The sequence below is a fragment of the Streptomyces sp. NBC_01260 genome (assembly GCF_036226405.1).
Classification (GTDB): domain Bacteria; phylum Actinomycetota; class Actinomycetes; order Streptomycetales; family Streptomycetaceae; genus Streptomyces; species Streptomyces laculatispora.
This window is the reverse complement of record NZ_CP108464.1, coordinates 7925559-7950334: the sequence shown is the minus strand read 5'-3', so window position 1 is coordinate 7950334 and position 24776 is coordinate 7925559. Positions and strand designations below refer to the sequence as shown.

27 protein-coding genes and 6 pseudogenes are annotated in these 24776 nt (G+C 69.6%); 12 read left to right on the top strand and 21 right to left on the bottom strand.

Annotated elements, in window-relative coordinates; all coding sequences use genetic code 11:
* Positions 1–87: 87 nt before the first annotated feature.
* Positions 88–426 carry a hypothetical protein gene (locus tag OG322_RS35350; protein ID WP_185095611.1) on the bottom strand — a complete coding sequence of 113 codons (339 nt, stop codon included), beginning with the start codon at positions 424–426 and terminating at the stop codon, positions 88–90.
* Positions 401–580 carry a hypothetical protein gene (locus OG322_RS35345; RefSeq protein ID WP_124286293.1) on the bottom strand — a complete coding sequence of 60 codons (180 nt, stop codon included), beginning with the start codon at positions 578–580 and terminating at the stop codon, positions 401–403. Before OG322_RS35345 ends, OG322_RS35350 begins: the two co-directional genes overlap by 26 nt.
* Positions 581–721: 141 nt before the next feature.
* Here OG322_RS35345 and OG322_RS35340 point away from each other — a divergent pair, with 141 nt between their 5' ends.
* Entirely contained in the window at positions 722–1132 is a 411-nt protein-coding gene (locus OG322_RS35340) for a hypothetical protein (RefSeq protein WP_123467351.1), read from the top strand.
* A gap of 393 nt (positions 1133–1525) precedes the next feature.
* On the opposite strand, the gene OG322_RS35335 is transcribed toward OG322_RS35340, so the two are convergent.
* The 3 genes from OG322_RS35335 to OG322_RS35325 form a co-directional block, all read right to left on the bottom strand.
* Positions 1526–2041: a hypothetical protein gene (locus OG322_RS35335; RefSeq protein ID WP_123467353.1), complete on the bottom strand. Its 516-nt coding sequence runs from the start codon at positions 2039–2041 to the stop codon at positions 1526–1528.
* Positions 2042–2304: 263 nt separating this feature from the next.
* Positions 2305–2673, bottom strand: coding sequence for a hypothetical protein (locus OG322_RS35330; protein WP_123469562.1), 369 nt, complete (start codon positions 2671–2673; stop codon positions 2305–2307).
* Positions 2674–2681: 8 nt separating this feature from the next.
* A complete protein-coding gene (locus OG322_RS35325) occupies positions 2682–2939 on the bottom strand; it encodes a hypothetical protein (protein WP_123467355.1) in 258 nt (85 codons plus the stop codon).
* 283 nt (positions 2940–3222) lie between these two features.
* On the opposite strand from OG322_RS35325, the gene OG322_RS35320 reads away from it, so the two are divergent.
* Positions 3223–3459, top strand: coding sequence for a hypothetical protein (locus tag OG322_RS35320; protein WP_124286292.1), 237 nt, complete (start codon positions 3223–3225; stop codon positions 3457–3459).
* A gap of 34 nt (positions 3460–3493) precedes the next feature.
* On the opposite strand, the gene OG322_RS35315 is transcribed toward OG322_RS35320, so the two are convergent.
* From OG322_RS35315 to OG322_RS35300, 4 genes and pseudogenes are all read right to left on the bottom strand, one after another.
* Entirely contained in the window at positions 3494–4222 is a 729-nt protein-coding gene (locus OG322_RS35315; RefSeq protein WP_266412784.1) for a restriction endonuclease, read from the bottom strand.
* Complete coding sequence (locus OG322_RS35310) at positions 4219–4428, bottom strand: hypothetical protein (RefSeq protein ID WP_123467360.1); 210 nt, start codon at positions 4426–4428, stop codon at positions 4219–4221. The genes OG322_RS35315 and OG322_RS35310 overlap by 4 nt, the downstream gene beginning before the upstream one ends.
* Positions 4429–4479: 51 nt before the next feature.
* Complete coding sequence (locus tag OG322_RS35305) at positions 4480–4746, bottom strand: DnaJ C-terminal domain-containing protein (RefSeq protein ID WP_241200495.1); 267 nt, start codon at positions 4744–4746, stop codon at positions 4480–4482.
* A gap of 272 nt (positions 4747–5018) precedes the next feature.
* Positions 5019–5201: pseudogene (locus OG322_RS35300) on the bottom strand (protein kinase domain-containing protein); the annotation flags it as partial.
* Positions 5202–5303: 102 nt separating this feature from the next.
* Here OG322_RS35300 and OG322_RS35295 point away from each other — a divergent pair.
* Positions 5304–5732, top strand: a complete 429-nt coding sequence (locus tag OG322_RS35295; protein WP_206432489.1) for a hypothetical protein — start codon at positions 5304–5306, stop codon at positions 5730–5732.
* A 24-nt stretch (positions 5733–5756) separates the two neighbouring features.
* Positions 5757–6074 (top strand): DUF6087 family protein, encoded by a 318-nt coding sequence (locus tag OG322_RS41755; RefSeq protein WP_353962135.1) that lies wholly within the window; start codon positions 5757–5759, stop codon positions 6072–6074.
* A gap of 244 nt (positions 6075–6318) precedes the next feature.
* Here the strand turns inward: OG322_RS41755 and OG322_RS35290 are convergent.
* A pseudogene (locus OG322_RS35290) lies at positions 6319–7310 on the bottom strand (IS5 family transposase).
* A gap of 233 nt (positions 7311–7543) precedes the next feature.
* Positions 7544–7693, bottom strand: a pseudogene (locus OG322_RS35285) (class I SAM-dependent methyltransferase); the annotation flags it as partial.
* Between the two features lie 836 nt (positions 7694–8529).
* Between OG322_RS35285 and OG322_RS35280 the strand changes: the two are divergent.
* Complete coding sequence (locus tag OG322_RS35280) at positions 8530–9951, top strand: hypothetical protein (protein ID WP_124286290.1); 1422 nt, start codon at positions 8530–8532, stop codon at positions 9949–9951.
* Here the strand turns inward: OG322_RS35280 and OG322_RS41750 are convergent.
* The 3 genes from OG322_RS41750 to OG322_RS35270 all read right to left on the bottom strand — a co-directional run bounded on the left by OG322_RS41750 (position 9899) and on the right by OG322_RS35270 (position 11492).
* Complete coding sequence (locus OG322_RS41750) at positions 9899–10672, bottom strand: Mur ligase family protein (RefSeq protein ID WP_443066575.1); 774 nt, start codon at positions 10670–10672, stop codon at positions 9899–9901. The two genes, OG322_RS35280 and OG322_RS41750, sit on opposite strands and share 53 nt — an antisense overlap.
* On the bottom strand, positions 10660–10968 hold the full coding sequence (locus tag OG322_RS41745; protein ID WP_443066574.1) for a Mur ligase domain-containing protein: 309 nt from the start codon (positions 10966–10968) through the stop codon (positions 10660–10662). Before OG322_RS41745 ends, OG322_RS41750 begins: the two co-directional genes overlap by 13 nt.
* Before the next feature lie 263 nt (positions 10969–11231).
* Complete coding sequence (locus OG322_RS35270) at positions 11232–11492, bottom strand: DUF402 domain-containing protein (RefSeq protein ID WP_164494561.1); 261 nt, start codon at positions 11490–11492, stop codon at positions 11232–11234.
* A gap of 2 nt (positions 11493–11494) precedes the next feature.
* Between OG322_RS35270 and OG322_RS35265 the strand changes: the two are divergent.
* Positions 11495–12129 (top strand): annotated as a pseudogene (locus tag OG322_RS35265) (winged helix-turn-helix domain-containing protein); the annotation flags it as partial.
* Between the two features lie 9 nt (positions 12130–12138).
* Here the strand turns inward: OG322_RS35265 and OG322_RS35260 are convergent.
* A pseudogene (locus tag OG322_RS35260) lies at positions 12139–12563 on the bottom strand (transposase); the annotation flags it as partial.
* On the bottom strand, positions 12458–13024 hold the full coding sequence (locus OG322_RS35255) for an MMPL family transporter (protein WP_241200494.1): 567 nt from the start codon (positions 13022–13024) through the stop codon (positions 12458–12460). The gene OG322_RS35255 and the pseudogene OG322_RS35260, both read right to left, overlap by 106 nt.
* Before the next feature lie 416 nt (positions 13025–13440).
* Between OG322_RS35255 and OG322_RS35250 the strand changes: the two genes are divergently transcribed.
* From OG322_RS35250 to OG322_RS35240, 3 genes are read left to right on the top strand one after another with little or no spacing between them, the layout of a single operon-like run.
* A complete protein-coding gene (locus OG322_RS35250) occupies positions 13441–14700 on the top strand; it encodes a lycopene cyclase family protein (RefSeq protein WP_123467372.1) in 1260 nt (419 codons plus the stop codon).
* Positions 14697–15425 carry a methyltransferase domain-containing protein gene (locus OG322_RS35245; protein ID WP_124286288.1) on the top strand — a complete coding sequence of 243 codons (729 nt, stop codon included), beginning with the start codon at positions 14697–14699 and terminating at the stop codon, positions 15423–15425. The genes OG322_RS35250 and OG322_RS35245 overlap by 4 nt, the downstream gene beginning before the upstream one ends.
* Complete coding sequence (locus OG322_RS35240) at positions 15422–16981, top strand: NAD(P)/FAD-dependent oxidoreductase (protein WP_124286287.1); 1560 nt, start codon at positions 15422–15424, stop codon at positions 16979–16981. Before OG322_RS35245 ends, OG322_RS35240 begins: the two co-directional genes overlap by 4 nt.
* Before the next feature lie 85 nt (positions 16982–17066).
* Here OG322_RS35240 and OG322_RS35235 read toward each other — a convergent pair whose 3' ends face one another.
* The 5 genes and pseudogenes from OG322_RS35235 to OG322_RS35215 all read right to left on the bottom strand — a co-directional run.
* Positions 17067–18083 (bottom strand): DUF5914 domain-containing protein, encoded by a 1017-nt coding sequence (locus OG322_RS35235; RefSeq protein ID WP_123467378.1) that lies wholly within the window; start codon positions 18081–18083, stop codon positions 17067–17069.
* The gene (locus OG322_RS35230) at positions 18080–19102 is read right to left on the bottom strand and encodes a phytoene/squalene synthase family protein (protein ID WP_123467380.1); all 1023 of its coding nucleotides are present in this window, start codon (positions 19100–19102) and stop codon (positions 18080–18082) included. The genes OG322_RS35235 and OG322_RS35230 overlap by 4 nt, the downstream gene beginning before the upstream one ends.
* Positions 19089–20624, bottom strand: coding sequence for a phytoene desaturase (locus OG322_RS35225; RefSeq protein ID WP_123467382.1), 1536 nt, complete (start codon positions 20622–20624; stop codon positions 19089–19091). Before OG322_RS35225 ends, OG322_RS35230 begins: the two co-directional genes overlap by 14 nt.
* Complete coding sequence (locus tag OG322_RS35220) at positions 20621–21793, bottom strand: polyprenyl synthetase family protein (RefSeq protein ID WP_329307450.1); 1173 nt, start codon at positions 21791–21793, stop codon at positions 20621–20623. Before OG322_RS35220 ends, OG322_RS35225 begins: the two co-directional genes overlap by 4 nt.
* A 448-nt stretch (positions 21794–22241) precedes the next feature.
* Positions 22242–22469: pseudogene (locus OG322_RS35215) on the bottom strand (transposase); the annotation flags it as partial.
* A gap of 40 nt (positions 22470–22509) precedes the next feature.
* On the opposite strand from OG322_RS35215, the gene OG322_RS35210 reads away from it, so the two are divergent.
* Genes OG322_RS35210 through OG322_RS35200 form a run of 3 tightly spaced genes read left to right on the top strand, consistent with a single transcriptional unit; the run spans position 22510 to position 24708 of the window.
* A complete protein-coding gene (locus tag OG322_RS35210) occupies positions 22510–23208 on the top strand; it encodes a replication initiator (RefSeq protein WP_443066573.1) in 699 nt (232 codons plus the stop codon).
* Complete coding sequence (locus tag OG322_RS35205; RefSeq protein WP_124287031.1) at positions 23208–23432, top strand: helix-turn-helix domain-containing protein; 225 nt, start codon at positions 23208–23210, stop codon at positions 23430–23432. Before OG322_RS35210 ends, OG322_RS35205 begins: the two co-directional genes overlap by 1 nt.
* Complete coding sequence (locus OG322_RS35200) at positions 23362–24708, top strand: tyrosine-type recombinase/integrase (RefSeq protein WP_329307449.1); 1347 nt, start codon at positions 23362–23364, stop codon at positions 24706–24708. Before OG322_RS35205 ends, OG322_RS35200 begins: the two co-directional genes overlap by 71 nt.
* Positions 24709–24776: the final 68 nt, after the last annotated feature.

Below are 24776 nucleotides of genomic sequence, written 5' to 3'. Positions count from 1 at the left end.
CAGCAAGCCGTCGGGTTGGCCTGGAGAGGGTGGGGACGGTGGCGGTGAAGCCGAGGCTGCGCAGGAGAGTGCCATCGGCGCGACCATTCAGGATTCGGCAAGGGCTCGTAGATGGTAGTGGGGTTCGTCGACGACGTTGGCGGTGTGGCCGCCGAGTGCGCCGGTGAGTGCGAGCTGTACGGCGGTGGCGATGTCGTGGTGGTGGACGAGTCCGGCGGACGCCGGGGCGAGGAGCGCGGTGACGGTCGCAAGTTCGGGCGGCTCGTCGTGGTGCTTGCATCGTCGTGGGGGAGAGAGAGCGGGCTCGACCTCGGACCTCGGTGTCTCTGCGCGGCTCGGCCCACGGCGGTGCGGAGCGGCGCCCCTTGGTGGGGGCGCGGCTCCGCACCAGCCTGGGCCTCTACTGCGGGACTTGTGCTTCGGCACCGTGTGCGATGGCGGCCAGTACGGCTGCGTAGAAGTCCTCCAGACCCTTGTTGGGGATGTTGGTGGGACTGCCGGTGAGGGTGTACCACTCCTCGGCCCCGGTGTACTGGACCGTGACGCCGGCGAGGTGGTTTGCGTGACGGGCGGTGCGCACGGTGAGGTCGTTCCCTGTGAGCCCCCGACCGATTTAGCGCGGTTGTGGCACGGGGAACTTGTGATCCGTGGCCGAATTACTCAAGCGGAGATGAGTACTTGGACTCTGGTCGGTTCCAGGGTGAGCCGGAACGCTTGAGCCATGCCACAACGACCTCTGAAACTCGTGCCCCAGCTTATGGCGATCCTCGTGCTGGTTGTGTTGACGCTAGCGGTGTGGGCTGCCTGGCTGGGCTGGGACCAGAAACGTGACGTGCACCCTGATGGTTCGGTGACCGGCCCGTACGAGGCGTGGCAGGTGATCGGGCTGGTGCTGACTCTGCTGGCGCCGGTGTACTGGACGGCATCCCGGCGCTACATCGCAGGCGCCGCGCTCGGTGTCCCAGTCGGCCTGACCGTTGCCGCCTATTACGACTGGTCGGACGACTCCAGCGGCCTATTCATGGTCGGCGTGGGGATGATCATGGTGGGGAGCCTCATCGTGACCGGCGTCGCTACCGCCGTGATCGCCTCCGTGAAAACAAGGGCCGACTCAACTCGGCAGCGATCTTGAAAACCGTCGTGGCAGCGATGTCACCGTGGGTTCAAATCCCACACCCACCGCAGATGAACGGCCCCTGACCAGGTGAATCGGTCGGGGGCCGTTCTCGTGCGTCCTGCCCGTCGGTTTCAGTGGTTCCCCGCTGGTTCCCGGCCGATCGGGCACGGCAGTGGCACGGACACTTCTGATCCGTAGCTCTAGCCGGAGCGGTCAGCATCGGGCTATCCGCTGAGCGCTTCCACGATGTAAAGGAAGAACTTCAGGCCGAAGACGGTGACGACTCCAAGTGCAATGACTCCCAGCGAGCAGACCAATGCGATCACGGTCATGAACCGAGCCCATCCTTGAGCCCTGGTGTAGTCGGTTTCGCCGGAACTCGTGAACAAAGCCACGTATGGGCTCGCCTTATCGGTTTGTCATACCGACATCCTGCTGGACGGGCTCCGGCGGCCCAATTCCCTGCGCGACACCGGACGGGCCGCCGAATCCCGGTGCGACTACCAGCACGTCGCCGATCAGGACGGACGCCTGGCCCCGGCCGCCCGCCGCGGCCTTGCCCATGCCGCCCGCCTGGCCGGCGACTTCCCCACCGCCCTCGCCGCCGCACAGAACCTCGGCTGGGAAGGCCGCCACCAGCGTGTACTGGGCGACCTGTACTGGCTCCAAGGCCAACCCGAACGCGCCGCCGCGGCCTACCTCGCCGGACGCGGCGAAGCCGACCAGCACGGAAAGGCCGGCGAGGCCGCCCACTGCCAGGCCCTGCGCGCCTCCACGATCAACGTCCGGCGGGCCGAACTCATCCGCGACGCCGCGTTCCACCAGGCTGTCCTTGACGACCACAGCGCACTGACCGAGACGATCGCCCGGCTGCAAGAACAGACGACCCACGAAGATCACGCCTACTTCGTCGACATCGCCCACTTCATGGCCGACCAGCCACAGCCGGCCCGTCTGGCTCGACGGCGAACAGGCGACCCGCGACCGATGGCACCAACTCGTCACCGACCGGCGTACCCGTCTGCGCGACCAGCCGTGATCCCGGCTCGGGCACGGGGCCGGACCTGACACCGCATTCCCGCACCTGAACGTCTAGGGGCACTCAAGCCGTACAGCGGCAGGGCCACCGCCTCACATGAGGCGGTGGGCCTGCCGCTGTACGAGTCGGTGGCGACATCGTGGTGGGGTCAGGGTGTGAGGTCCAGAACACGGACGGGCTCCCCAGCCCACCGCTCGGGTGCGGTGGTCGCGATAACCGCCCCATCAGGACGGTCCGCAGTGGGCTGCGCCGCGTACTGGCTGTGAGCCGCAGCCCACGTCTCCTGCTGCGCGACGGCCAGCGCGGCGGGCAGGTCCAGGTCCAGGACGGTAATACCGGGCAGGGAAGCCAGATGTTCGGCCGTGCGGGGCCGGGCCCGGTCCGCTTCCACGAGCGCGCATGCCGGGACGTACAGAAACCAACCCGGTTCGGCATGGGCCCGGTGGATCAGCCGGGAGGCCAGAACATTGCCCCCTCCCGCTGCAGCCATCGCCGTGTCGTCCAGAACGATGTGCATGGCGTCGCTCACCGGGCGGTCACCTGTGCCAGGCGACGGTCCAGCTCACTGTCCAGGTCGTCCTGCTCGGCAGCGGTCGGAGCGTAGCCGTTCCACTCCTTCAGCACAGCCCGGGTCTTCTCGGCCCGCTCAGCCCGCTCGGCCGGAGTCAGCAGGGTCTCGGCCAGACGCGCCAGATAGGCGCGCAGCGACAGCCCCTCCGCGGCCGCGATCGCGGCGAGCCGGTCCTTGGCTTCCTCGGGGATACGGACATTGGCATCAGACATCATCGAGCTCCTTCCCATCCCGCAAGGGTACGGGTACGTACCCGTACCCAACAGCACCCGCGCGAGCTGCGGGGGACAGTCCCCGCTCCGGCCTGCTCCAGGGAGCGGAGCCGTACCTGCGCTCCCTCGCCGCACGCAAGGGCACCGACCCCGAAATCGCCGCCATGCTGCGCCCGCCGCCCCTGAACGTGCGTCCGAGCTTCGCGCAGTCCCACCGATCCCTCCGGTGGTCAGACCCGCCGCACTGGGCTGAAGGTGGACGGGACGGGAAGAGGTGGCGGCGGTGCGGTGGAACACACAGCGCAAGCTCGTGAAGCGGGTGCAGGCAACGGTCCCCCGACGTCGTCATCTCGTGTGCCGGGGCCTGGCCCGCTGCGTGTACCGGGAGCCCGGCCACCGCACCGGCCGCATCGACTACTCCACCACCACTGAGCAGGAGATCGAGTACACGGCCCTCTTCCTCGGACGCCACGTCGAAAACGCCCAGCAGCAGCATCAGCCTCGAAGCGCCGCGACCTGACGTACTGCCGCGCCCGCTCTGTCAAGGGACAGTGTCAGGAGAAAGCGGTCGGCTTGCGGGGTGGCGGGACTGCCCGCAGCAGCTCCCACAGAGGGCGTGAGCCGGACGCCCACGCTCCGAGGGTGTGGCGGTCGATCACGTGGAGGCGCTGCTGTTTCGCGAAGGCCACGGCCGGCGCGGTCACCCGGCCGTTCGTCACGATCACCGCGATGTCGGCGCCGTGGACCTGGCGGGCTGTGCCGTTGAGTACCTGGAGGTCGGGTGTGCCGACGGCGGACCCGGCGAGGCCGTTGCGCCTGTGTTTGCACTGGATCACCCAGTGGCGCCCGTAGGGGTCGGTGGCCTTCACGTCCGCGCCCAGGTCTCCGCCGCCCCCGACGCGGACCGCGTTCTGGCAGCCGTCGCGGTGCATCAGGTCTCGCACCGCGTCTTCGAACTGGGAGTGGTGCAGGGCGTCCAGCTGGGGAAGCTCGTAGCGCAGTCCCTGCGCGCGGACCGCTTCCCACCGTGCCTGCTGTTGCTTCTGGTAGAGCCAGCCACCGCCGGCGAGTACCGCGAGCGCACCGAGGACGATCAGAACCCACCAATGGACCAGCAGCCAGTGGACGACGGCCACGGCCAGGGCGACGGCCAGGACCGCGGCTACGAGGAATCCGGTCAGACGGTCATCCGTCCGCCGCTTGCTGGGCCTGCGGGTCCGCCGCCGTACCGGTGGGCGGCGCCTGCCGACTGCCGTGCGGCCTTTGCGTGCGCGGGGACTCATCGGCCCGCCTGAGTGACGCCGCTCGCAAGTTGGCCGAGGAAGTCCATGATTCCGTGGCCCAGCGGTGTCGGGGCGATGACCACCCCGAGCGCCAGGACGATGACGACGGTGAACTTCTCATCGAGCCGGCTCCGGGCATGCGTACGCCGACGCAACCGGATGACGACGATGACAGCGAGCAGCACTGCCACGTTGATGGTCAGCAACCCTCAGACCTCCCCCACAACCGGCCATCACCACACAGGGTAAGCAAGGCGCTACCTGCAGCCTTCTGTGTAGCCGGGCCACAGTGATGTTGGAGGCGGATCGCTGACGAATGGCACAAAGCCATCGGGCCTGGCTGAATACCGGGCGGCAGTCCAGTCCTGGACATGCACGGTGACGTAAAGGTCCCCCGGTGCGCCACCATGCTTCCCAGGACCGCCGAACTCGCGGACCCGGATCTGCTGCTGGTTCCTGATGCCGGCGGGGATGCGGACCTTGCGGGTGTGCTGCTTGTGGATAACCCGTCCTTCCCCCTGCACGTGGGGCAGGCCCGCGCCGCCTGCTCGTCTTCTCTGGTGGCACACGCGGGGCACGACCGGTGGGTGGTGAAGCGCAAGGGGATGACCGCGCCTTCTGCGGCCTCCGCGTGGCTGATGACCACCTCGCTGGTGATGTCGGAGCCACGACTGGGTGGTGCATCTCCGAAGTGGCGGTCGTTGATCTCTTCGAGAAGTTCGCAGACCCCGTCGGCGCTGTCTGGGCGCTGGGCAGGGTCCTTGGCCAGGAGCTGACTGACCAGCCGCTCCAGTTCCACGGGGGTGTCCGGACGCAGGGTGCGCAGCGGTGCGGGCTGCTCGTCGAGGTGCTGGTTGACCACGTGCCAGGAGGTGCCGGTGAAGGGTCGGCAGCCGGTGACCATCTCGTAGAGCACGCAGCCGAGCGAGTACAGGTCGGAGCGGTGGTCGAAGGTGCCGGCGAGTGCTTCGGGTGCCATGTAGGCCGGGGTGCCGATCGGGACACCGGTTTGATCATCACTGCGGAAAAGGACCACGCCGGTGGCGCGACAGGACGAGTCGAGTGGGACCGGGCCTCATTCATGGCCGCCCGCGCGAGTGACGACTACCCGGCCGCACTCAACGACCTCTTCGCCATCGCAGCACAAGACACCGGGCAGGTGACCAGCTCCCCGTTCCCCGTCCTCGACGTGATGCAGGCATGGGAGGTCTGGTCGATGCTCTCCCTGACCGCCCCCGGAATCGAACACCGCACCGGAGCCGGAGACGACGGCAGCCGCATGACGTGGATGCTGCATCACGACGGCTCATGGGCCCGCGCCCGCACAGACATCGGCGACCGCACCACTACCGTCCACCAAGGCGGCCCGCGCCGCCTGTACGACCTCCTCGAAGCAATCCGGCGGCGCTGGCTGGAACACGGGGAGCTGCCCGTCTACGGTGCCCGGGTCACCATCACACCGGACGGCGAGACCACGCTGTCGCGCGGCGGATGGACCGCCACGCTGTAACACTCGCGAGGAAGGACAATCCGCATGGCCGAGCCCCTTGAGGAATGGGCGAAGCGGCGTGAACAACGTCGCCCCGAACAGGGCGAACGGCGCGCCGCCCCACTCGATGAGCAACCGGCCCGCGGTGCTCACGTGCACCCTGACGCCCCGCGCGGGGTGCAGGAGTGGGACGGACACCGATGGGTCCCTGTCGGAGTAGCTGAAGACCTTGCGGCCGCTGCCGGCGAAACCGGAGACGATGCGGCATCCCGGGCCGCCGAGCGGGTTCCTCTCCCCTCGTTCAGCAAACTGCCCACGAGGCCCGAGCCCTGGAGCCCGACCGAGCCGTTCTACCGCGCCTGACCGGTGTCGTGAAGGTGGCGAGCGTCCCCATGATCAGTGGAACGCTCGCCACCTTCACGGAGACGGACGTCCTGAGTGATCAGCCGACAAGGTGTAACAGAACCGCGCCGTTGACGTTTGGACAGTGAAAGGGGTTGATCTTTACGTCAACCCCTCAGTGATCCGGAGGGACGGTGACGACCGCAACAGCCCCCCTTTCGCCCGAGACCGGCCGCTCGCGCCTAGGGCCTGTATTGGGTTGTGATCACTGAGCGGTTCGCGTGAGGTCCTTGATCCAGATCATGGAGGCCCGGAGGTGGAGTCCGGCTTGGTAGCTCTCGGGCGTCTTGTCGTAGCGGGTGGCGATGCCGCGCCACGCCTTGAGCTTGTTGATCGAGCGCTCGACCGTGTTCCGTTCCTTGTACAGGGCGGTGTCGTGAGTGAGAGGCCGGCCGCCCCGGCGGCCTTTCTTCTTCCGGTTGGCGGTCTGGTCCTTCTTCTCCGGGATGACGGCCTTGATGCTGCGTCTGCGCAGGTAGGCGCGATTGCCGCGCGAGGAGTACGCCTTGTCGCCGGCGACTGCGTCGGGCCGGGTGCGGGGCCTGCCGGCCGGGCCACGGATCCGCAGCTTGTCGAGAACGGGGATGAACTGCGGGCTGTCGGCGGCCTGTCCCGCGCTCAGAGTCAGCACGAGCGGTCGGCACTGACGGTCGCAGGCGATGTGGACCTTGCTGGTCTGCCCGCCACGCGAGCGCCCGAGCAAGGCAGCCTTCAGCCGGAGCTTGCGGCGCCGCCGGAGACGTCTTCGCCCGGCAGCACCATCGGCTCCCGGCCCGGTTTGTTCATCTTCGGTGCCCCCTTTGAACGGGCCTTCTCCTCCTCCGCAGCCCTCTCCAGGGCGTCGAGCACTCCGGGGCCCAGACGCATGCCGGCCGCGTCATGGTGGGCACGGGTGGTGGTGGAGTCCACGCTGACCAGAGAGATATCCACCTCACCCCGCGCGGCCGCCTGCGCGATCAGCCCTTCCAGCAGGGCCTCGAAAACTCCGGCGTCCCGCCACTGGCGGAAGCGGTTGTGCACGGTGGACCACGCACCGAACTCGGCCGGCATCTCACGCCACTGCGCTCCCGAGCGGAACTTCCAGATCACGCCCTCGAACTGCTTCCGCAGCCACGCGGGATACGGGCCGTACTCGCCGATCGGCAGGTACGGCTCAACGTACTCCCACTCCAAGTCCGTCAGTTGCGCCCGTGTCATGCATTACGGACTACCGGACCCGCCCGCTCGACGAGGGCGAAACACACAGATTGATCACGACTCGATACACGCCCTAGCAGACTGCCATCGCCACCGCCCGAAAGGTGGGGCAGGACCTCACCGGCGCCGACACCGTGCCACCGGCCGCGGCCGCCGCCCCCAACATCACCGCGGCGTACGCCGGCGAAGCCATCACCGGATTCCTCGCCGAGCTCGCCGAAGTCCTGCGCGCCATCCAGGACGCGTGCGGGAGCGGCCGGCAGTGCGCGCCGCAGCACGTCCTGAGTACGCCAGAACTCCAGGCGCCCCTCACCCACACACAACCGGGCGTCCTCCTTGCCCTGGGTGTAGTACGCGAGCACGCTCGATTCGAAAGTCACCATGTACCGATCATGGGACGGACGCTCGGCCCCCGGGCAACCCGGTTGCAGCCACCCTCAGACTGAGCTGTCAGCGCGTCAGACCTACACCCGTCCGAGTGAAGTGCAGAGAAGCACAGCGACGTTGAAGAGGGACGAGGCAGCGAAGCTGTTCACCGAGATCGCCCGAGCCCTCGGCCTGGACGGGCAGGCCGTCATCCTCAACTGCCTGGGGATTCGGGCCGCCGAGTCCCCGGCCCGCCGCCCCAAGCGGCACCTGGCCATCGACACGCGGGCCAGCACCCAGCGCCGGCTCGTCCTGACCTGGCACGCCGTGTTTGCTCTCCGAGGCGGACATCTAGGAGCACATCGCCTCCCGGACCCTGGAGTACCACCCCGTCTACGAGACCTCCATCCCCCGTCTGAGCTGCACGTACTGCATCCTGGCGCCGTTCGAGGTCCTCTTCGAGGCCACCCGCCTGTGCTGGCTGTGGAAGCTGGACACCCCGGCCGCGTACGTCGACGTCGAGCAGCGGATCGGACACCGCTTCACGCACAAGTTCTCCCTCGCCGACGTCGTCGCCGAGGCGCGCCGCCGCCACGAGGCGAACGGTCCCCTCGCCTTCGAGCCCGGAGACGCGATCCGCCGCCACGTCGGCGAGCAGGCCGCCGCCGCGTACCTGGGGCGCCTGGCGGGCTCCCTTCCGTAGGTTCGCCGAATCGCCGGGAGGCGCGTGTGGCCGATTCGGCCAGTGTCCACAGAAGCTGGCCTGATCATGCGTCTCACGGGGCCGGAGCGCTCGAGGCGCGTTGTTGAGGTTCGGTGCTGACCGGATCATGGCAAGGACGAGTGGGGGATCATGCGATCGCGTACGGCAGTGGCCGGGGCACTGATGCTGACGGTGTTGACGGGCTGCTCGGGCTCCGCGTCGGATGCCGGCTCGTCCAAGGATGGCGGTCCGGGCCCACTTGATCGTTCCGAGCCGCTGGTCAAGCTGAGCGTACCGTCGGCCTACGACGCGGCGAAGGGCTGGGACGAGAAGCTGGCGTGGGTTCCAGGGTCGGTGACGACGCTGCCGGTGACGACCGTTCCGGGCACGCAGACGGTCGCGGTGATGCAGGTGGCCTCCAACGGCTACACGGTCACCGCGCGGTCGGGCAGCAGCGACAAGGCCGCCTGGAGGTCAGCGCCGTGGAACCCGCCCACCCCAGTCGAGGGCGCCCAGGGCGACAGCACGACTGGCGAGGCCGCCGAGATCCCTGATGTGATGGGCTTCGAGCAGGACGGCCAGCGCTACATCGTCGCCTACGCCCACGGCATGCGCGGGAAGGACGATCTCCACGAGGGTGTCGAGGTGGTACGCCTGGCCCTCTACCCGGCGGATGCTTCCGGGTCCTCGGTCAAGCCGGTGCGGGAGATCGACGTCCCCGTCTCCGCTGGCCCCGGCAAGATCCGCGTGCAGGCAGCGGGCGGCAGGCTGCTCGTGGCCTGGGGCGAGAGCGGTGCGTTCCCGCGCACCTCGGCCGCAGTGGATGCCGCCACAGGCAAGACGACCGTCTACGAGGACGCCAACAAGCTGCTGCCGCAGTGCGAGCAGGCGGCCGCGTGCAACAGCAGCCGCGTCATGGCCGCCACCCCCGAGGGGCCGCTGGTGGGCATGGGCGGCGGGGGCTTCGGCATCCCAGGGAAGTGGTTCAGCGACTCCATCCGGCCCAAGCAGGTAAACGCCACCACCGGCATCGTCGACTCGTGGAACGGCACCGTCTACGCAGCCGCCCGAGGCCACGTGCTGGCGGGCTGGAACACCGGCGGCAGGTACGGCCGGGACGACGACGCCGTGTGGTCCGTGCACGATCTGCGTACCGGCACGCTCACCGCCCAGGTCGTCTGCGACTACGACATCCCCGATGAGACCAGCTCCAGCCGCGACTTCCCCGTCGTCACCTCACCCGACGGACGCTACCTGGCCGCCGGCCCGCTCGCGTTCGACCTGCAGAGCAAGCGGGGCATCTGCCTCCAGGGCGACGGGAACCGCAAGACCATCGTCCTTGCCTCCATCCGCGACGACGGCACCGCGTACGGCGCCGTCCGCGACGACTCGATCGGCAGCGACACCGAACCCGTCCCGGCCCAGCTCAACCTCCGGACGGTGACCGGGGACCCGAAGGTTCTCAGCGTCGGCACCGAGGTCCCCTACCTGACCACACCGGACGGTTCCGGCCTCTTCATTACCCGCAACACGGACAAGGACATCGTCGTCTCCGTGCGGCCAGGCCACTGACCTGGTTGACCAAAGCGAGGCGCCGATGTCTGCGCCTCGCTTTGGTCAACCAGGTCCGGGACAGGGCACCGTTGCCGAGTTGCTCAGCGACCAGGACCGCGCGGGACAGCGCGGCCGCCGTCTTCTCCACGCCGGCGCCCAGCCCGATCGCGACAGCGGCGGCAGCCAGCGCGTTCGACACGTGATGCACGCCGTGAAGGGACAGAGCGACCTTCGCCTTGGTGCCAGCGGCCGCGAGGGTGAACGACGCCCGGCCGGAGGCGTCGACGGCGACGGCCAAGGCCCGTACGTCGGCATCGTTGTCGACACCGAAGGTGAGCACGCGGGCGGAGGTACGCGAAGCCATGGCGGCGACCAGCAGATCGTCCGCGTTGAGGATCGCCAGGCCGTCCGCCGGGAGCGCCTCGACGAGCTCGCCTTTGACCTGGGCGATCTGCTCTCGGCCGCCGAACTCGCCGACGTGGGCGGTTCCCACGTTGAGGACCAGGCCGACCGACGGCGGGGCGATACGGGTCAGGTGGGTGATGTGGCCGATGCCGCGGGCGCCCATCTCGAGCACGATGTAGCGCACCCCCTGGTCCAGGTGGGTCACCGCCAGCGGCATGCCGATCTCGCCGTTGAACGACTTGACCGTGGCGATCGTCGGGCCGAGCTCGGGGAGGACCTGGGCGATCAGATCGTTCGTGCTGGTCTTGCCCGACGATCCGGTCAGTCCGAACACCGTCGCCGCACGGTGCGCGCCAGTGCGCCGAGCGCGTCCAGCACGTCGTCGACGACCACGGCCGGGACACCGACGGGGCGAGCGGCCAGAACCTCCACCGCACCGGCTTTCACGGCGTTCGCGGCGAAGGCGTGCCCGTCGGTGTGCTCACCGGGAAGCGCAGCGAACAGACCACCGGGCTCGACCGTGCGCGAGTCGACGACGGCGGACGCGGTCATCAGCACGGACGGGTCCGGCACGTCGCACAGGCGACCGCCGACGGCGGTCGCGACGGCTTCGAGCGAAAGGGGGATCACGAAACGCACTCCGAATCAGCAGGGCTTGCCCGGCACGGCGAACCGCCCATCGGTTCAGTCCATCCGACCGTAGTGCCCTCGAGCTCCGGCGCATCTCAGCCAGGCCATAGCACCCACGAGCAGGGGCGCAGATGACCGACCTCGCATTATGCGAACTCGCCCGAGGCCACAGTGCCGGGTTCTTCGGCCCCTGAGCTTGTTATTTAACCTCTGGCGCTGGGTTGCTGTACTGCTCGGGGAAGGCCATCCGGCGCTGGCACCGACTACCCGATGAGACCGAGCCAGCGGCGGTACACCGAGGCGAAAGGTTCGACGCCATCTCCACTGCGACGGCCCGCCTCCATCAACCACTCGCAGGTCCGTCGGGCCTTGTTGATGAGGTCGTCGGGGTAGCCGTAAAGCACTCGGTGTTCGTCGAACTCGTCCTCGTCCTGGACACAGGCTTCTCCGCCATGAGCCCGCACAACATCGAGATCGAGATCAATGGTGCTCAGTACGGTCCCGTCCGCGTTCCACTCGGGCACCGTGCACACATCGCAGTATCGCAGTGCTGGACTCACCGGACGCCGTCTCCAGGATCGCCGAGGCGATGGACCAGGCGTGGCACGAACTGCTTGCCGCGGACTGGCCGCAACTGCGCGCGATCTGTGAGCGCGATGTCGTGCACCGGGTGGGTGTGATCGGCGAACACGGCTGGGCCACGACCATCGAGAGCCTGCACCCGGGCATCGCCTGGCGCGCCGGCGGTATCGAGGTCGGCTTCTTCCGAGGCGGAACAGTCCGCCTCGCCGGCGACGGGCTCCTGCTGATCCCTTCGGTCTTCGTTGGGAATGTCGCCGCCCACCTGGAAGACCCCTGGCCCAGGACCTTGGTCTATCGTGCCCGCGGCACCGCCGCCCTGTGGGGCGAACAGGAGACCGTCCCCCAACCGGACGCGCTGACCGTTCTGGTCGGCCGGGCCCGGGCCCGGCTGCTGTTGGCGCTGGACGCCCCGGCCAGTACCAGCCACCTCGCCCGAAGCCTCGCCATGGCACCCGGCGCGGTAGGAGACCACCTCGCCATCCTCGGGGTGCGGGGCTGCTGGTCCGCGCCCGGTCCGGACGGTCGGTGCTCTACCGGCGTACTCCGCTCGGCGAGGCACTGGTCGGCGGTTCGGGCTGAGGGCTCAGATCAGCACTGTTTTTTGAGGCGCCGCCAGCAGATGATTGCGCAGCCGAGGGGGAGGAAGGCCTGGTGTCGGCGCGGATTTCCCAGCGGATACGCAGTCGGCGGAACCAGTGCAGAAGTGCGAAGGCCGCTTCGACGACCCAGCGGTTCTTGCCCAGGCCGCTTCCGTGCTCGGTGCCGCGCCGGGCGATGAGCGGGCGGATGCCCAGCTCACGGACCTGGCGGCGGTAGACGTTGTGGTCGTAACCGCGCTCGGCGTAGAGGACGTCGGGGCGCTGACGGGGTCGTCCGCGCTTGCCGCGGATCGGCGGCACAGCGTGGATCAGGGGCAGGAGCTGGGTGACGTCGTTGCGGTTGCCACCCTCAGGGCGAGCAGGTACTGGACGATGAACGAGGTGTCGGTGACACCCGTCAGGCCCCACACGATCAGGAACGTGGTGAGGATGGACGCGGCGGCTATGAGCAGCGGCATCAGCGCGAGGGCAGATCCGAACACCACCAGCAGGACGATCAGTGCGCCCACGCCGCCGAACAGCGTCACGGCGAGCACCCCGGCACCGCCACCGCCGCCGTCTGCCTGCAAGGCGTCCCGCCCGGTCACCCGCACCGTCTCACCGGACCGCGCAGCGACTTTCGCCAAGGCCGGCAGGGCGCGGGCATAGGGGTCCTGGCCGGGCAGCGGTCGGGGGTAGACCAGGATGATGCCGGTGCGCTCGTCGCGGGACAGCAGCGCAGATTCGTCGCCGAACGAGGCCACACGTGCGCCGGGCACCGTGCGCCGCACATCCGCGACCAGAGGTGCCGCCACCGACCGCTGGACACGGGCATCTCCGTCACCGACGACCAGCAGGACGGGTGCGTTCGATCCGCCGGAACCGAAGTGCTCCACCAACTGCTCGTTCGCCTCGTAGCCGGGCTGGTCCGGCAGTCCGAACTCGAAGCTCAGGGCAGCGGTCGCCTTCGGTGCGGCGTAGCCGCCCACCGCGGCCAGGAGCAGCCAGACTCCGAGTACCAGGAAGCGGTGCCGGATGACGAGCCAGTCAGTGCGTGCACGCGTGATGTCTCTCAGGTAGGGGCTGGGTTCCGCTGGTGCGGTGATGCCTTTTGACACTTCGTCCCCACGGCCACCTCGGATGCAGCAACGAGGAGAGGCAGTGCTCGCGATCGGTAGGCACGATTGCACGTCGTGCGCGCGTCGCACGCATCCGCCGTGCTGTCCCCTGCGGAAGTATCTCCATCAGACAGGCGGCTCTCCCTGGACCGCAGGATTGCTGTACCGACACCCGTTCGAGAGAAAGGCGCCGCGTGCTTCAGCCGGACGTCGTCATCGTGGGCGCCGGGGCGGCCGGGCTGACGCTGGCCCATCAGCTGTGCGCGCCGACGGATGGTGCCCCCGTGTCGGTTGTCCTCGTCGACGCGCCCGCAGGACCGTTGCGACCGCCGCCTCGCACGTGGTGCTTCTGGGAGGCCGCCGGTGGCGCGTACGACGACGTGTTGTCCGCTTCCTGGGAGCGGTTGCGCGTGACAGGCCCAGACGGGGTGGAAACCGTGATGTGCCCCGATCCGTTCCGCTACAAGATGCTTTGCTCGAACGCCTTCGAGTCGCTGGTCCAGCGGCGGCTGTCGCACGCAGCAGGCTTTCGCCGGTTGGAGGCGACGGTGACCGAGGTCGGGGACGCGCCCGGGGGCGGTGGCCGGGTCGTCGCACGCGACGCCCGGGGCGAGCGGATCCTGCTGCACGGGAGATACGTCTTCGATTCGAGGCCGCCCAGCCGGCTGCCGGCGGCGCGCACCACACTGCTGCAGCACTTCACGGGCTGGTTCGTCGAGGCCGACCGGCCGGTGTTCGATCCAGCTACGGCGGATCTGATGGACTTCCGCACTCCGCAGCCGCCGCAGGGCCTGTCATTCGGTTACGTGCTCCCGATGGGACAGCGCAGCGCCCTGGTCGAGTACACGCAGTTTTCGCGTGCAGTCCTGGACGCGCAGGGATATGAGCGGGCGTTACGTCACTACACCCACGATGTGCTGGGCATCGGAGCCCATCGGGTGACCGCTGTGGAGCGGGGCGTCATTCCGATGACCGACGGACGTTTCCCGGTGCGGGTCGGCCGGTCGGTCTTCCGCATCGGGACGGCGGGCGGGGCCACCCGTCCGTCGACCGGGTATACGTTCGCCGCTGTCCAGCGCCAGAGCCGGACCATCGCCGCGCAGGTACGCAGCGGAAGCCGGCTGCGGGTGGCATCGCCTTACGGAGTGTGGCCGCGCGCCATGGACGCAGTGATGCTGCGGGCGGTGGACAGCGGCCGGGTGGATGGTGGCGAGTTCTTCTCCGGCCTCTTCCGCACAGTCCCGGGAGAACGGCTGCTGCGGTTCCTGGACGGTACGTCGCGCAGATACGAGGACGTCCTGGTCGGACTGCGCACGCCGGTCGCCCCGATGCTTCGCACCGTCGTCGAACTCCCTTTCAGGCCGAAGCGGCAGGCGCCGACCGGAGCGCTGCCGTGGCCAATTCCCAGCGCTCCTACCCGTACGCCTCCTGATCAGGAAACGAGCGACCCATGATACTGCTGCGTGACGACGACCTGTCCGCCGCATTCGACCACGGCTCCCTCGCCTACGACCGGCTCACCGCGGTCAATCCCGGCTACCGCCGCGACCTGCGGCGCTCCGCGCGCAGACTCGGGCTGACGGGCGGCGGCCGGGGCCTGCGCCTGCTGGATCTCGGCTGCGGAACGGGAACGTCGACCGCCGCGCTCCTGACGGCGGCGCCGGATGCGGAGATCGTCGCGGTGGACGCGTCGGCGGGCATGCTCAAGCGTGCCTCGGCCAAGCGCTGGCCGGCGAACGTCACCTTCGTGCACGCATCGGCGGAGGCCATGCACCCCTCGCAGGTGAACGGCCGCTTCGACGCCGTGTTCGCCGCATACCTCTTCCGAAATGTGAGCGACCCGGACCAGGTGCTCGATGTGGTCCGTGAGCTGCTCGTCCCGGCCGGGCGGCTGGCCGTGCACGAGTACACGCTCGGCTCCGGCCGTATGCACCGGGCGGTGTGGTCGGCGGTCTGCGGCGCGGTGGTGATCCCGGCCGGGCGGCTCACCGGAGACGCGGCCCTCTACCGTCACCTGTGCCGCAGCGTGCTGGAGTTCGACTCGGCCGCCGATTTCGCCGCCCGGGTACGACGCCGCGCATTCGGTCACGTGCGGGTCCTGCCGCTGCCCGGTTGGCAGACGGGCATCACCCATACGATCGTCGCCCAGGCACCGAGCGCCGTACGGGAGCGGACATGAGGTACGCAAGGTCCGCTACGGACGGCCACCGCCGCGGCCGCGACCGGAAGGCCGTCATACTCCGCGGACCCGGCGGTCGTGACCGTTTCACCAGTGACGCACCCTCGGTGGCCGTGATCGGCGGTGGCATCGCGGGACTCTCCGCAGCGACGGTGCTGGCCGAGCGCGGTGCGCAGGTGACGCTGTACGAGCGTGAGCTGGGTCTCGGCGGGCGGCTTGCGGGCTGGCCCACCGAAATCGCCGACGGGACCACGGTCACCATGAGCCGTGGCTTTCACGCCTTCTTCCGTCAGTACTACAACCTGCGCGGCTTGTTGCGCCGGGTTGACCCGGGACTGCGCACGCTGACCGGGCTGCCCGACTATCCGCTGCGGCACAGCGCGGGTCTGTACGACAGCTTCGCGCGGGTGCCGCGCACTCCGCCGTTCAGCGTCCTGGGTTTCGTCGCGCTCAGCCCCACCTTCGGCCGGCGCGACCTGGTCCGGATGAGGCCGCGGGCCGCGCTGCCCCTGTTGGACGTGCGCGTGCCCGAGGTGTACGAGCAGCTCGACGAGGTCAGCGCGCATGACTTCCTGATGCGCATCCGGTTTCCGGAGGCCGCCCATCATCTGGCCTTCGAGGTGTTCTCCCGTAGCTTCTTCGCCGATCCGCGAGAACTGTCGGCCGCGGAGCTGGTGTTGATGTTTCACATCTATTTTCTCGGTTCCAGCGAGGGACTCCTCTTCGATGTGCCGGACGAGCCGTTCCCGCAGGCGTTGTGGGAACCGTTGCGGCGGTATCTGGAGGGGCACGGCGCGCAGGTACGCACGGGATCGACGGTGGAGAACGTCACACCCCTGGTGGGCGGTGGGCACGATGTCACCGCCGACGGCCGGACGAGGCGCCACGACACATTGGTCCTGGCCCTCGACACCGACGGACTACGGAAGGCCGTGGCAGCATCGCCCGGACTGGGCGACGCCTCCTGGCGTGCGAAGGTGGACGGTCTCAGGACAGCACCACCGTTCCTCGTCTCGCGGCTCTGGCTGGACCGTCCGGTGGCGCCGGACCGCCCAGGCTTCCTCGGTACCAGCGGCTATCCCCCGCTCGACAACGTCAGTGTGCTGGACCGATGGGAGGGCGAGGCTGCCCGTTGGGCGCGCCGTCACCGGGGCTCGGTGCTCGAACTGCACGCCTACGCGGTCTTCCCGGACGCGGACCGTGCCGGGGTGCAGACGGCGGCGATCGAACAGCTCCACCGGGTCTACCCGGAGACGCGCAGCGCCCGGGTGGTGGACGTACGGCACGAATGGCGCGCGGACTGCCCGCTCTTCACGGTCGGCGGTTACCCGCACCGGCCTGGCGTCCGCACGCCCGACCCCACCGTGACGGTGGCCGGGGACCTGGTCCGCACGGAGCTTCCGGTGGCGCTGATGGAGCGTGCCGCGACAAGCGGATTCCTCGCGGCCAACGCGCTGTTGGAGCGCTGGGGAGTGCGCGGTCAGACGCTGTGGACGGTGCCGCAGGCCGGCCGCTCCGCGGTGCTGCGCGGGCTGGCCGGACTCGGCACCTGGTGAGGCGTACGGCGGAGGCTGGGCCTCGTCCGGCCGCAGTCCCGTCCCGCGCCGTCCCATAGGCCGACGGAACGGGCGGGTAGCACGGTCAGCCCGGGAAGCGGCCGCTGCTGCGCAATTCCCAACGCCGCTCGGCGTACGCGAGGTCGTCCCGCCACAGCCGTCCGGCGGAGGCCCGTATGAGCGGGCGGAGCAGCGGGGCTGCCGCGCGGGCAACGGCGAAACCGCGACGGTCGGAGGCGGCCAGGAGCGCCTCCGTCACCGCGGTCCGGGGCCTGTCCATGAGGTCGGGCCCCAGCGGCGTGGCATGGGATTCGACCACGGAACCCCGGCCCTCGCCCTCCGTGATGTGCATAACGACGGTGCGTGGTTCCGGCGCGGTGAAGAGTGCACGCACCGGTACCACGACGCGCCCCACGATCTTGAAGGACACGTCGACGGCGAACCCGTCCTCCTCCCCCTCGTCCCCACCGGAAGGCGTACTGGTCACCGTCAGGTCGACGAATGAGTACGGATGGAACCAGGCGCCGTGCCACGGGTCGAGGCGATTGGCCACCACGTCTTCCGGCTCGCAGACGCCGACACCTTCATACACGGAGTCGACGGTGTCCCCCGCCTCCGGGCGGGGTGGGACGACCGGCCGCTCCAGCGGGGTCTCACCGCCGACGTGGTCGAGACGCACCCAGGCGAGAACTCCGTCGTCGAAGGCCGGATAGGGCTCCCAGCCGGCGAACGGCTCACCGCTCAGGGCGAGTCCGTGCCAGTGACAGACCAGGGTGCCGCACCGGACGGGGCTGTCGCGCAACGGTGCCCCGAGGTGCGGGCACGCGCCCGGTCCGGCGCGCAGACGGCCCGAGGAATCGCGCCAGGCCACCACTTCGCTGCCACCGACGGTCCGTCCGATCGACCGCTCGGCCGTGACGGCACGGGACGCCCCGAGGACGTACCAGTTACCGGAAGGCCGGCCCAGTGCACGCTTCAGCGCGTCCGCGATGACACCGGGCCTGGCGTCGCGCCAGGTCGGCGGTTGCCGGTCCCACGTGACGGCCGCGCGGCGCAGCCGCAGGGGGATCCGGTTCCGTGCGGTACGGCGGCTGCGGGTCATGCCACCTCCTCGCGGACGTGTCGGGCCAGGGTCTCGGGCGCCGACGCGGCGGTCGTCGCGGGGCGGGCCGGCGAGGTGCGGCCGACACCCGCTCCGGCCCTGGTGGCCAGGGCCCGTACCAGTCCGTCGAGGGCCACGGCCGCCCGGTTCAGGCGAGGGACCACTGCCCGTCGGTGCAGGACGGCGTAGCCGTCGTCCTCGATCGCGTCGAGGATGCGGCTGTAGAGGATGAACGCGGTACGGATGCACGGGCGTGAGCGGGGCGCGAGCAGGGCGAGGCCGGGGAGCGCGTCGCGATAGACACCGCGGTTGTGAGCGGCGGCCGCTTGCATGACCCGGGTGATGCGGGCGTCGCGCCGGCCGGTGGCCCTGCTCCATTCGAGGTAGTCCCGGTCCACTCCGTGCGCGGCCAGCAGATCGGTCGGCAGATAGAGCCGGCCGCGGTCGAGATCTTCCCCCACGTCCCGGAGGAAGTTGGTGAGCTGGAAGGCTACGCCCAGGGCGGCCGCGTACGGGGCCGCCTCGTCCCGCGGACCGACGGTACCCAGCACCGGCAGCATCTGAAGACCGATCACGGCGGCCGACCCGTACATGTAGCGGCCCAGTTCCTTGTAGGAGGCGTACCCGGTCACCGTCAGGTCGCTGCGCATCGAGGCCATGAAGGCGACGAAGTGACGGTGGTCGATGTCGTGGACGGCAGCTGTGTGGATCAGTGACCGGATGACGGGCTCTGTGGAGGTGCCGCCGCGCAGGCCGTCGTCGAGGAGTTCCTGGAGACGGCGCAGCGCGTGGGCGCGTTCATCGGGGGTGGCAGCGTTGTCAAGATCGTCCACGATGTCGTCGGCCCACCGGGCGAAGCCGTACAAGGCATGGACTGCTGGGCGCTTTTCGACCGGGAGCAGCCGGGTCGCGAGGAAGTACGTCTTGCCGTGCCGTGCGTTGAGCCGGCGGCACGCCGTGTACGCGGCGCGCAGGGCGGGCTCGTGGATGCCTGCCGCGTCGAGTTCACGAGGCGTCATGCGGGCCTGCCCTTCGAGAGGGGGGACGTGGACAAGGTCGGCCGGAGCGCGGACCGGTGATCCTCTCTGCGGCCAGCTTTCCCGAGATGAGTACGGTGGGCACGCCGACGCCCGGCGTGGTGCCGGAGCCGGCGAGCACGGCGTTCTCGGTGCCCCGTACGAGGTTGCGCGGGCGGAAGGGCCCCGTCTGGGGAAAGGTGTGGGCGGCGGAGAAGGGTGTGCCGGCCGCATGTCCCTGGGCGGTCCAGTCGATGGGGGTGACCAGGCCCTCCTCCTCGATCGCGGAGCCCAGCCCAGCCATTCCGCGCTGTTCGAGCGTGGTGAGCAAGGTGTCGCGGTAGTGGGGTGCCAGTTGCCGCCACTCGCGGGTGCCTGGTCCGACGTCCGTGTTCGGGCACGGCGCCAGGATGTAGTGGAGGTGTTTGCCGGGCGGAGCGAGATCCGGGTCCGTTGCGGTGGGACGGGTGATGAGCAGGGAGGGGTCCGACATCAGGGATCCGTGGGTGAGTTCACGGAAGGTCTCTTTCCAGGCCGCACCGAACGAGATGGTGTGGTGGGCGAGGCTGGGCCAGGTGCGGTCGGTTCCCGCGTGCAGGATTACCGCGGACGGCGAGTGGCGCAGAGCAAGGGGGCGGCGGGGGCTGCGGCCGAGCAATCGGTAGCTGACGGGCAGATCCGGCGTCAGGACGACGGCGTCGCAGGCGATGCGCTGCTGGTCGGTGACGACGGCGGTGATCCGTTCTCCGGAACGCTCCAAACGGGTGACGGTGTGCCCGTAGTGGAATGCGGCGCCCGCCTCGGTCGCCGAGCGGGCCATCGCCCTCGGCAGTGCGTGCATGCCGCCTCGCGGGAAATAGGCCCCTGCGATGGTGTCCATGTAGGCGATGACGGCGTAGGCGGCCAGCGCGCGGGCCGGGGGCACACCCGCGTACAGGGCCTGGAAGGTGAAGACCCGGCGCAGCCGCTCGTCCTTGATGAAGTGTCCGACGCGCGCGTCGAGCCGTCCGAAGCCTCCGAGGGCGGCGAGCCGGGCCAGGTCGGGGTGGAGGAGCTGGAGCGGGGAGTCGAAGTTCGTGTCGATGAACCGGCGCATCTGTACCGCGTAGAGGCGCGTCAGCCAGGCCCGCAGTCTGCGGTAGCCAACCGCTTCCCTGGCGCCCGCGAACTGCTCGACCGCGGCTTCCATGGCCGCCGCTTCCGTGTGCACGTCCAGTTGCGTCCCGTCGGCGAACCGTGCCCGGTAGGCGGGGTGCAGAGGGATCAGCTCCAGTCGGCCAGCCAGAGTGTGGCCGACGGCCGCAAATGCCTCCTCGACCAGATCCCGCATGGTCAGCACGGTCGGTCCGGTGTCCATGCGGTAGCCGCCGCGCTCCAGCAGCCCGGCTCTTCCGCCGGGCAAGGAGTCTCGCTCCACCACGGTGACCTGCCGTCCGGCACCGAGCAGATGAAGAGCGGCGGACAGGCCCGCCAGCCCGGCACCGACCACCACCACGTGGTTGACGGGGCCCTTCACAGTCATCACCGGGCTGTGCCCCCTTCTGCCGGGCCGGTTGCGCCAGATCGCGAGGAGGGGCCCGTCGGCAGGGCCGGGCCGGGCTCGGCCCTCGCTTCTGCCGATGGCGTCGTGCCGGCTCCGGTGACGCTTTCGAACAGGCCGAGCAGGCGGTTTCCGGCGTACGGCTCCACGGCGGCCTCGGCCAGATGGCGTGCTGCGTGCTTCATGAGCCGATCGGCTCTGTCCTCCATCTCGGCGCAGGCCCCGGTGGTCACGAGTACGTCGCGCACGTCGGTCAGGGTTTCGTCCGAGAGATCGGCCCGGCCCAGGGCGTCGTCGAGAACGGCACGCGCTCTGCTGGTTCCGGCTCGCGACCGGGCCACAGCCATCAGGCAGGTCGGCTTGCCCTCGCGGATGTCGCCACCCGAAGGCTTACCGGTCTTGCCGGGGTCACCGAAGACACCCAGCAGATCGTCGCGGATCTGAAAGGCGAGGCCGGCGCAACGGCCGGCCGCCGACAACGCACGAGTGGCGTCCGCCGCAGCACCGGCCAGAGCAGCTCCCAACGCCAGTGGACGGGCAACCGAATACAGGGCGCTCTTCAGGTATGCCGTTCGCAGGGCGCGGGCCTCGGACCGTGTGCCGGTGACCTGCCCGTGCAGGTCGAGGTACTGCCCGGCCACCATCTCGGTTCTCATCGCCTGCCAGACCGCTGACACGCGCTGCCTGGTCGCTGGGCGCATTGTCGTCTCCGCGACGGTGTCGTCTGCCCAGGCGAGAGCCAAGTCACCGAGGAGCACGGCAGCGGATCTACCGAATGATTCCCGCAGCTTCGGGCCGCATGAAAGGCCGGGGCTCTCCGCGAAGTCGACATGCACGGCGGGGCGGCCCCGGCGCAACGACGAACCGTCCATCACGTCGTCCTGGACCAGCGCACACGTCTGGACGAGTTCGACCGCCACCCCCAGGCGCAGCGCGGGCTCGACGTCCACGGCCTGTGAGCCCGCAGTGGTCGCACGCATGCCCCACCAGATGAACTGGGAGCGCATGCGACTCCCCCCGCCGAGGGTGAAGCCGGCGAGGCGTTCGGCGACGTCCCGGGAGAAGACGGCGTCGATCGCGTAGGCCTGATCGAGCTTCTCGCACAGGACAGCCCGTGCTGTGCGCAGGACAGCTCCAGCTACGTCCTGGTCCACCAAGCCAATGGCACCGTGCGGTGGCCCGGCACCGTCGTGCACCGGGTAGCGGCCCCGACCGGCGTGAGCGGCACCGTCCATCGCCTCTGTCTCCGAACGCGGGTGGTCTTGGGAAAAGGACTGCCCCTTGGCCCGGCTTCGCAGCATCACAACGTCCTCCGGTCGGCGGGTTCGGCGCACGCCCACTCCTCATTCCGTGCTGGGAGACGTTCGGATGCACTGAAAAGCGACTTTCCGGCTACGGATAGGGCCGACCGGTCATACGAGAGGAACACAAGATCAGGCAGCGGCGCGCGTTCCCGTGACTCGGACACGCAACTCCGTCCGCTCACTGGCCCGCTCGGGTGATTCAGTGCGCGGGCACATCCGCGCATGGCTGCTCGCCGTCGCGAGATCGGCGCCCGATGGCAGCGCATCACGCCGGGCCGTCAGGCCCTGCTGGTCCTGCCCCACCCGCGCCAGCCGTACGTTCCCACGGCCTGGCTGTGCTCCCACTGCCTGGTTGTTGCCCACGGCCGGCGACCTCGTCGGCCTGCCGGACCCAACTGCGCAGCGTCTCGCCGGTCACCCCGACGTCCGCGGCGACAGCCGCACACGCCCGCTTCCCGCCCCCCGCGCGGTACAAAGCCACCGCGTCGTTCCTGAACTCCACCGGATATGGAGACTTCCGTCCCACCAGGACACCCTTCCTCGGACCTACAAGATCCATTGTCAGAGTGTCCACACCACGGGAGTCACCTCATCCCCCGTCTGCCACCGCCGCCGTGCTCACCGACGCCATCCGGGCCGCAGCCCTCCGGGTCCGAGTGGCCGTCGCGTCGGACGCGATCGGCGAGCGCGAACTCACCTGGGGCACACAGCTCGACGTGCGCGAGATCGCCGCCTACGTGGCCAAGTACGCCACCAAGTCCGCCGACGCCTCCGGCACCCTCGACCACTCCCTGTTCTACCGCCCCTGCCAGGGACGCGGCGCCACCCTTCTGCCCCACGGCACCCCGCTCCCCTGCACCGCCTGCTACGGCACCGGACAGGCCCGCCCCCTGCCCCGCCTCGCCGTCGCCCGCCACGTCCGGCAGATGATCCGCACCTGCTGGGACCTGGGCAGGCTGCCGGAATTCACCGGCCTCAAGCTCTGGAAGTGGGCGCACATGCTCGGCTTCCGGGGCCACTTCTCCACCAAGTCCCGCCGCTACTCCACCACCCTCGGCGCGCTGCGCGAGGCCCGCCGCAGCTGGCGCACCGAACAGGCCCGCACCCACGCCGGCCTCCCCGAGCACGACCCGGAAACCACGCTCGTCGTCGGCCACTGGGACTACCTCGGCTCGGGCTACAGCCCCGGCGCCGCCCTCCTCGCCGCCGGCGTCTGGCACCGCAAGGAATTGGAACGGCAGTTCGCCGCCGAAGAGGGCTGTTGATGACCTCGCTCCCGCTCGCCGTCCTCCACACGGAGAGGGCCCCGGCGCTGGAGCTGCTCACGGTGCCCCAGGTCATGGCCCGCCTCCAGCTCGGCCGCTCCGCCGTCTACGACCTGCTCCGCACCGGCCAGCTCGCCTCGATCACCCTCGGCCGTGCCCGCCGCATCCCCACGCACGCCCTCACCGACTTCATCCGCACCCGCCTGGAACAGGAAGCCGCCTGATGACCACGCCCCTCCCCGCCGCTCCCGCGCCCGTGCGAACGGCGACGGAACCGTCTACCAGCGCAAGGACGGACGCTGGGAAGCCGCCGGATACGTCCTCGCGCCCGGCAACACCCGCAAGCGCGTCCGCGTCTACGGCACCACCCGCAAGGAGGCCCTGTCCAAGCTCACCGAGAAGATCGCCGCCAGCAACCGCGGTCTCCCCATCGCCGCAGCCGACAGCACCGTGAGCGCCTATCTCGCGTACTGGCTGGACGGCGTCGCCGTTCACCACCTGCGGGAAAACACCCACACCCGCTACGCCGCCTCCATCCGCCTCCACCTCAACCCCGGCCTCGGCCTCGGCACCAAGAAGCTCGCCCGGCTCACCACCCGCGACGTCCGCACCTTCCTCGACGGACTCCGCACCACCTGCCAGTGCTGCGCCCAGAACCGGGACTCCGTCCGGCGATCCTGCTGCGCCATCGGCCAGTGCTGCGGCAAGCGACTCTCCCCGCTGACCGTCACCTACGTCCACGCAGTCCTCAAGTCGGCCCTGAAACACGCCGTCCGCGAAGACGAACTTCCCCGCAACGTCGCCCGCAACGTCAAGACGACCACACGCCGCCCCCGACGCTTCCAGCCCCTCACCGCCACCGAAGCCCGGCAGCTCCTGTACGCGGCCCACGATGACCGGCTGAACGCCCTGTACGAACTCGCCCTGCGCACCGGACTCCGCAAAGGCGAACTCCTCGGCCTCCACTGGGAAGACCTCGACCTCACCGGCGGCACCGCCACCATCCACCGCTCCCTCCAGCGCACCTGCACCCAGGGCCTGACCGTCCTGAACACCAAGACCCTCGCCTCCGAACGCCGCATCGCCCTCCCCACCGAGTACCTCAGCTCCCTAAAGATCCACCAGGAACAGCAGCGGGAAGAGCGCCGAGTGGCCGGAACGAGCTGGACGGACAACAAACTCGTCTTCACCACCACGAAGGGCAAACCACTCGACCCCACCAACCTCACTCGCCGCTTCCGCCGCCTCCTCCACAGCGCCGGGCTCCGGACCATCCGCTTCCACGACCTCCGCCACTCGACCGCCACCCTGCTCCTGGAACAGGGCGTCGACCTCGTCGTCATCAAAGAACTCCTCGGCCACGCCCACATCGGCGTCACCGCCGGCGTCTACGCCCACGTCCGACTTCGCCTCCAACGCCAGGCCATTGACACCCTCGGCAGCATCCTCAGCCCGACCGACACCCCGGACGACCCGCCCACCGCAGCCATCGTCCTCTGACGTTGCCGTCGGCGTTGCCGTCAAACGACCACAGAGGCCCCGCTGGAACACGGCGAATTCCAGGGGTC

Excerpts from the sequence above, each read along its gene's own strand:
- OG322_RS35340 (WP_123467351.1), top strand. The coding sequence starts at position 722 with ATGCCACAACGACCTCTGAAACTCGTGCCCCAGCTTATGGCGATCCTC.
- OG322_RS35315 (WP_266412784.1), bottom strand. The coding sequence starts at position 4,222 with ATGAGTCCCCGCGCACGCAAAGGCCGCACGGCAGTCGGCAGGCGCCGC.
- OG322_RS35330 (WP_123469562.1), bottom strand. The coding sequence starts at position 2,673 with ATGCACATCGTTCTGGACGACACGGCGATGGCTGCAGCGGGAGGGGGC.
- OG322_RS35230 (WP_123467380.1), bottom strand. The coding sequence starts at position 19,102 with ATGACGCCTCGTGAACTCGACGCGGCAGGCATCCACGAGCCCGCCCTG.
- OG322_RS35280 (WP_124286290.1), top strand. The coding sequence starts at position 8,530 with ATGCGATCGCGTACGGCAGTGGCCGGGGCACTGATGCTGACGGTGTTG.
- OG322_RS41755 (WP_353962135.1), top strand. The coding sequence starts at position 5,757 with ATGGCCGAGCCCCTTGAGGAATGGGCGAAGCGGCGTGAACAACGTCGC.
- OG322_RS35240 (WP_124286287.1), top strand. The coding sequence starts at position 15,422 with ATGAGGTACGCAAGGTCCGCTACGGACGGCCACCGCCGCGGCCGCGAC.
- OG322_RS35205 (WP_124287031.1), top strand. The coding sequence starts at position 23,208 with ATGACCTCGCTCCCGCTCGCCGTCCTCCACACGGAGAGGGCCCCGGCG.
- OG322_RS35245 (WP_124286288.1), top strand. The coding sequence starts at position 14,697 with ATGATACTGCTGCGTGACGACGACCTGTCCGCCGCATTCGACCACGGC.
- OG322_RS35235 (WP_123467378.1), bottom strand. The coding sequence starts at position 18,083 with ATGACCCGCAGCCGCCGTACCGCACGGAACCGGATCCCCCTGCGGCTG.
- OG322_RS35295 (WP_206432489.1), top strand. The coding sequence starts at position 5,304 with ATGGCCGCCCGCGCGAGTGACGACTACCCGGCCGCACTCAACGACCTC.
- OG322_RS35325 (WP_123467355.1), bottom strand. The coding sequence starts at position 2,939 with ATGTCTGATGCCAATGTCCGTATCCCCGAGGAAGCCAAGGACCGGCTC.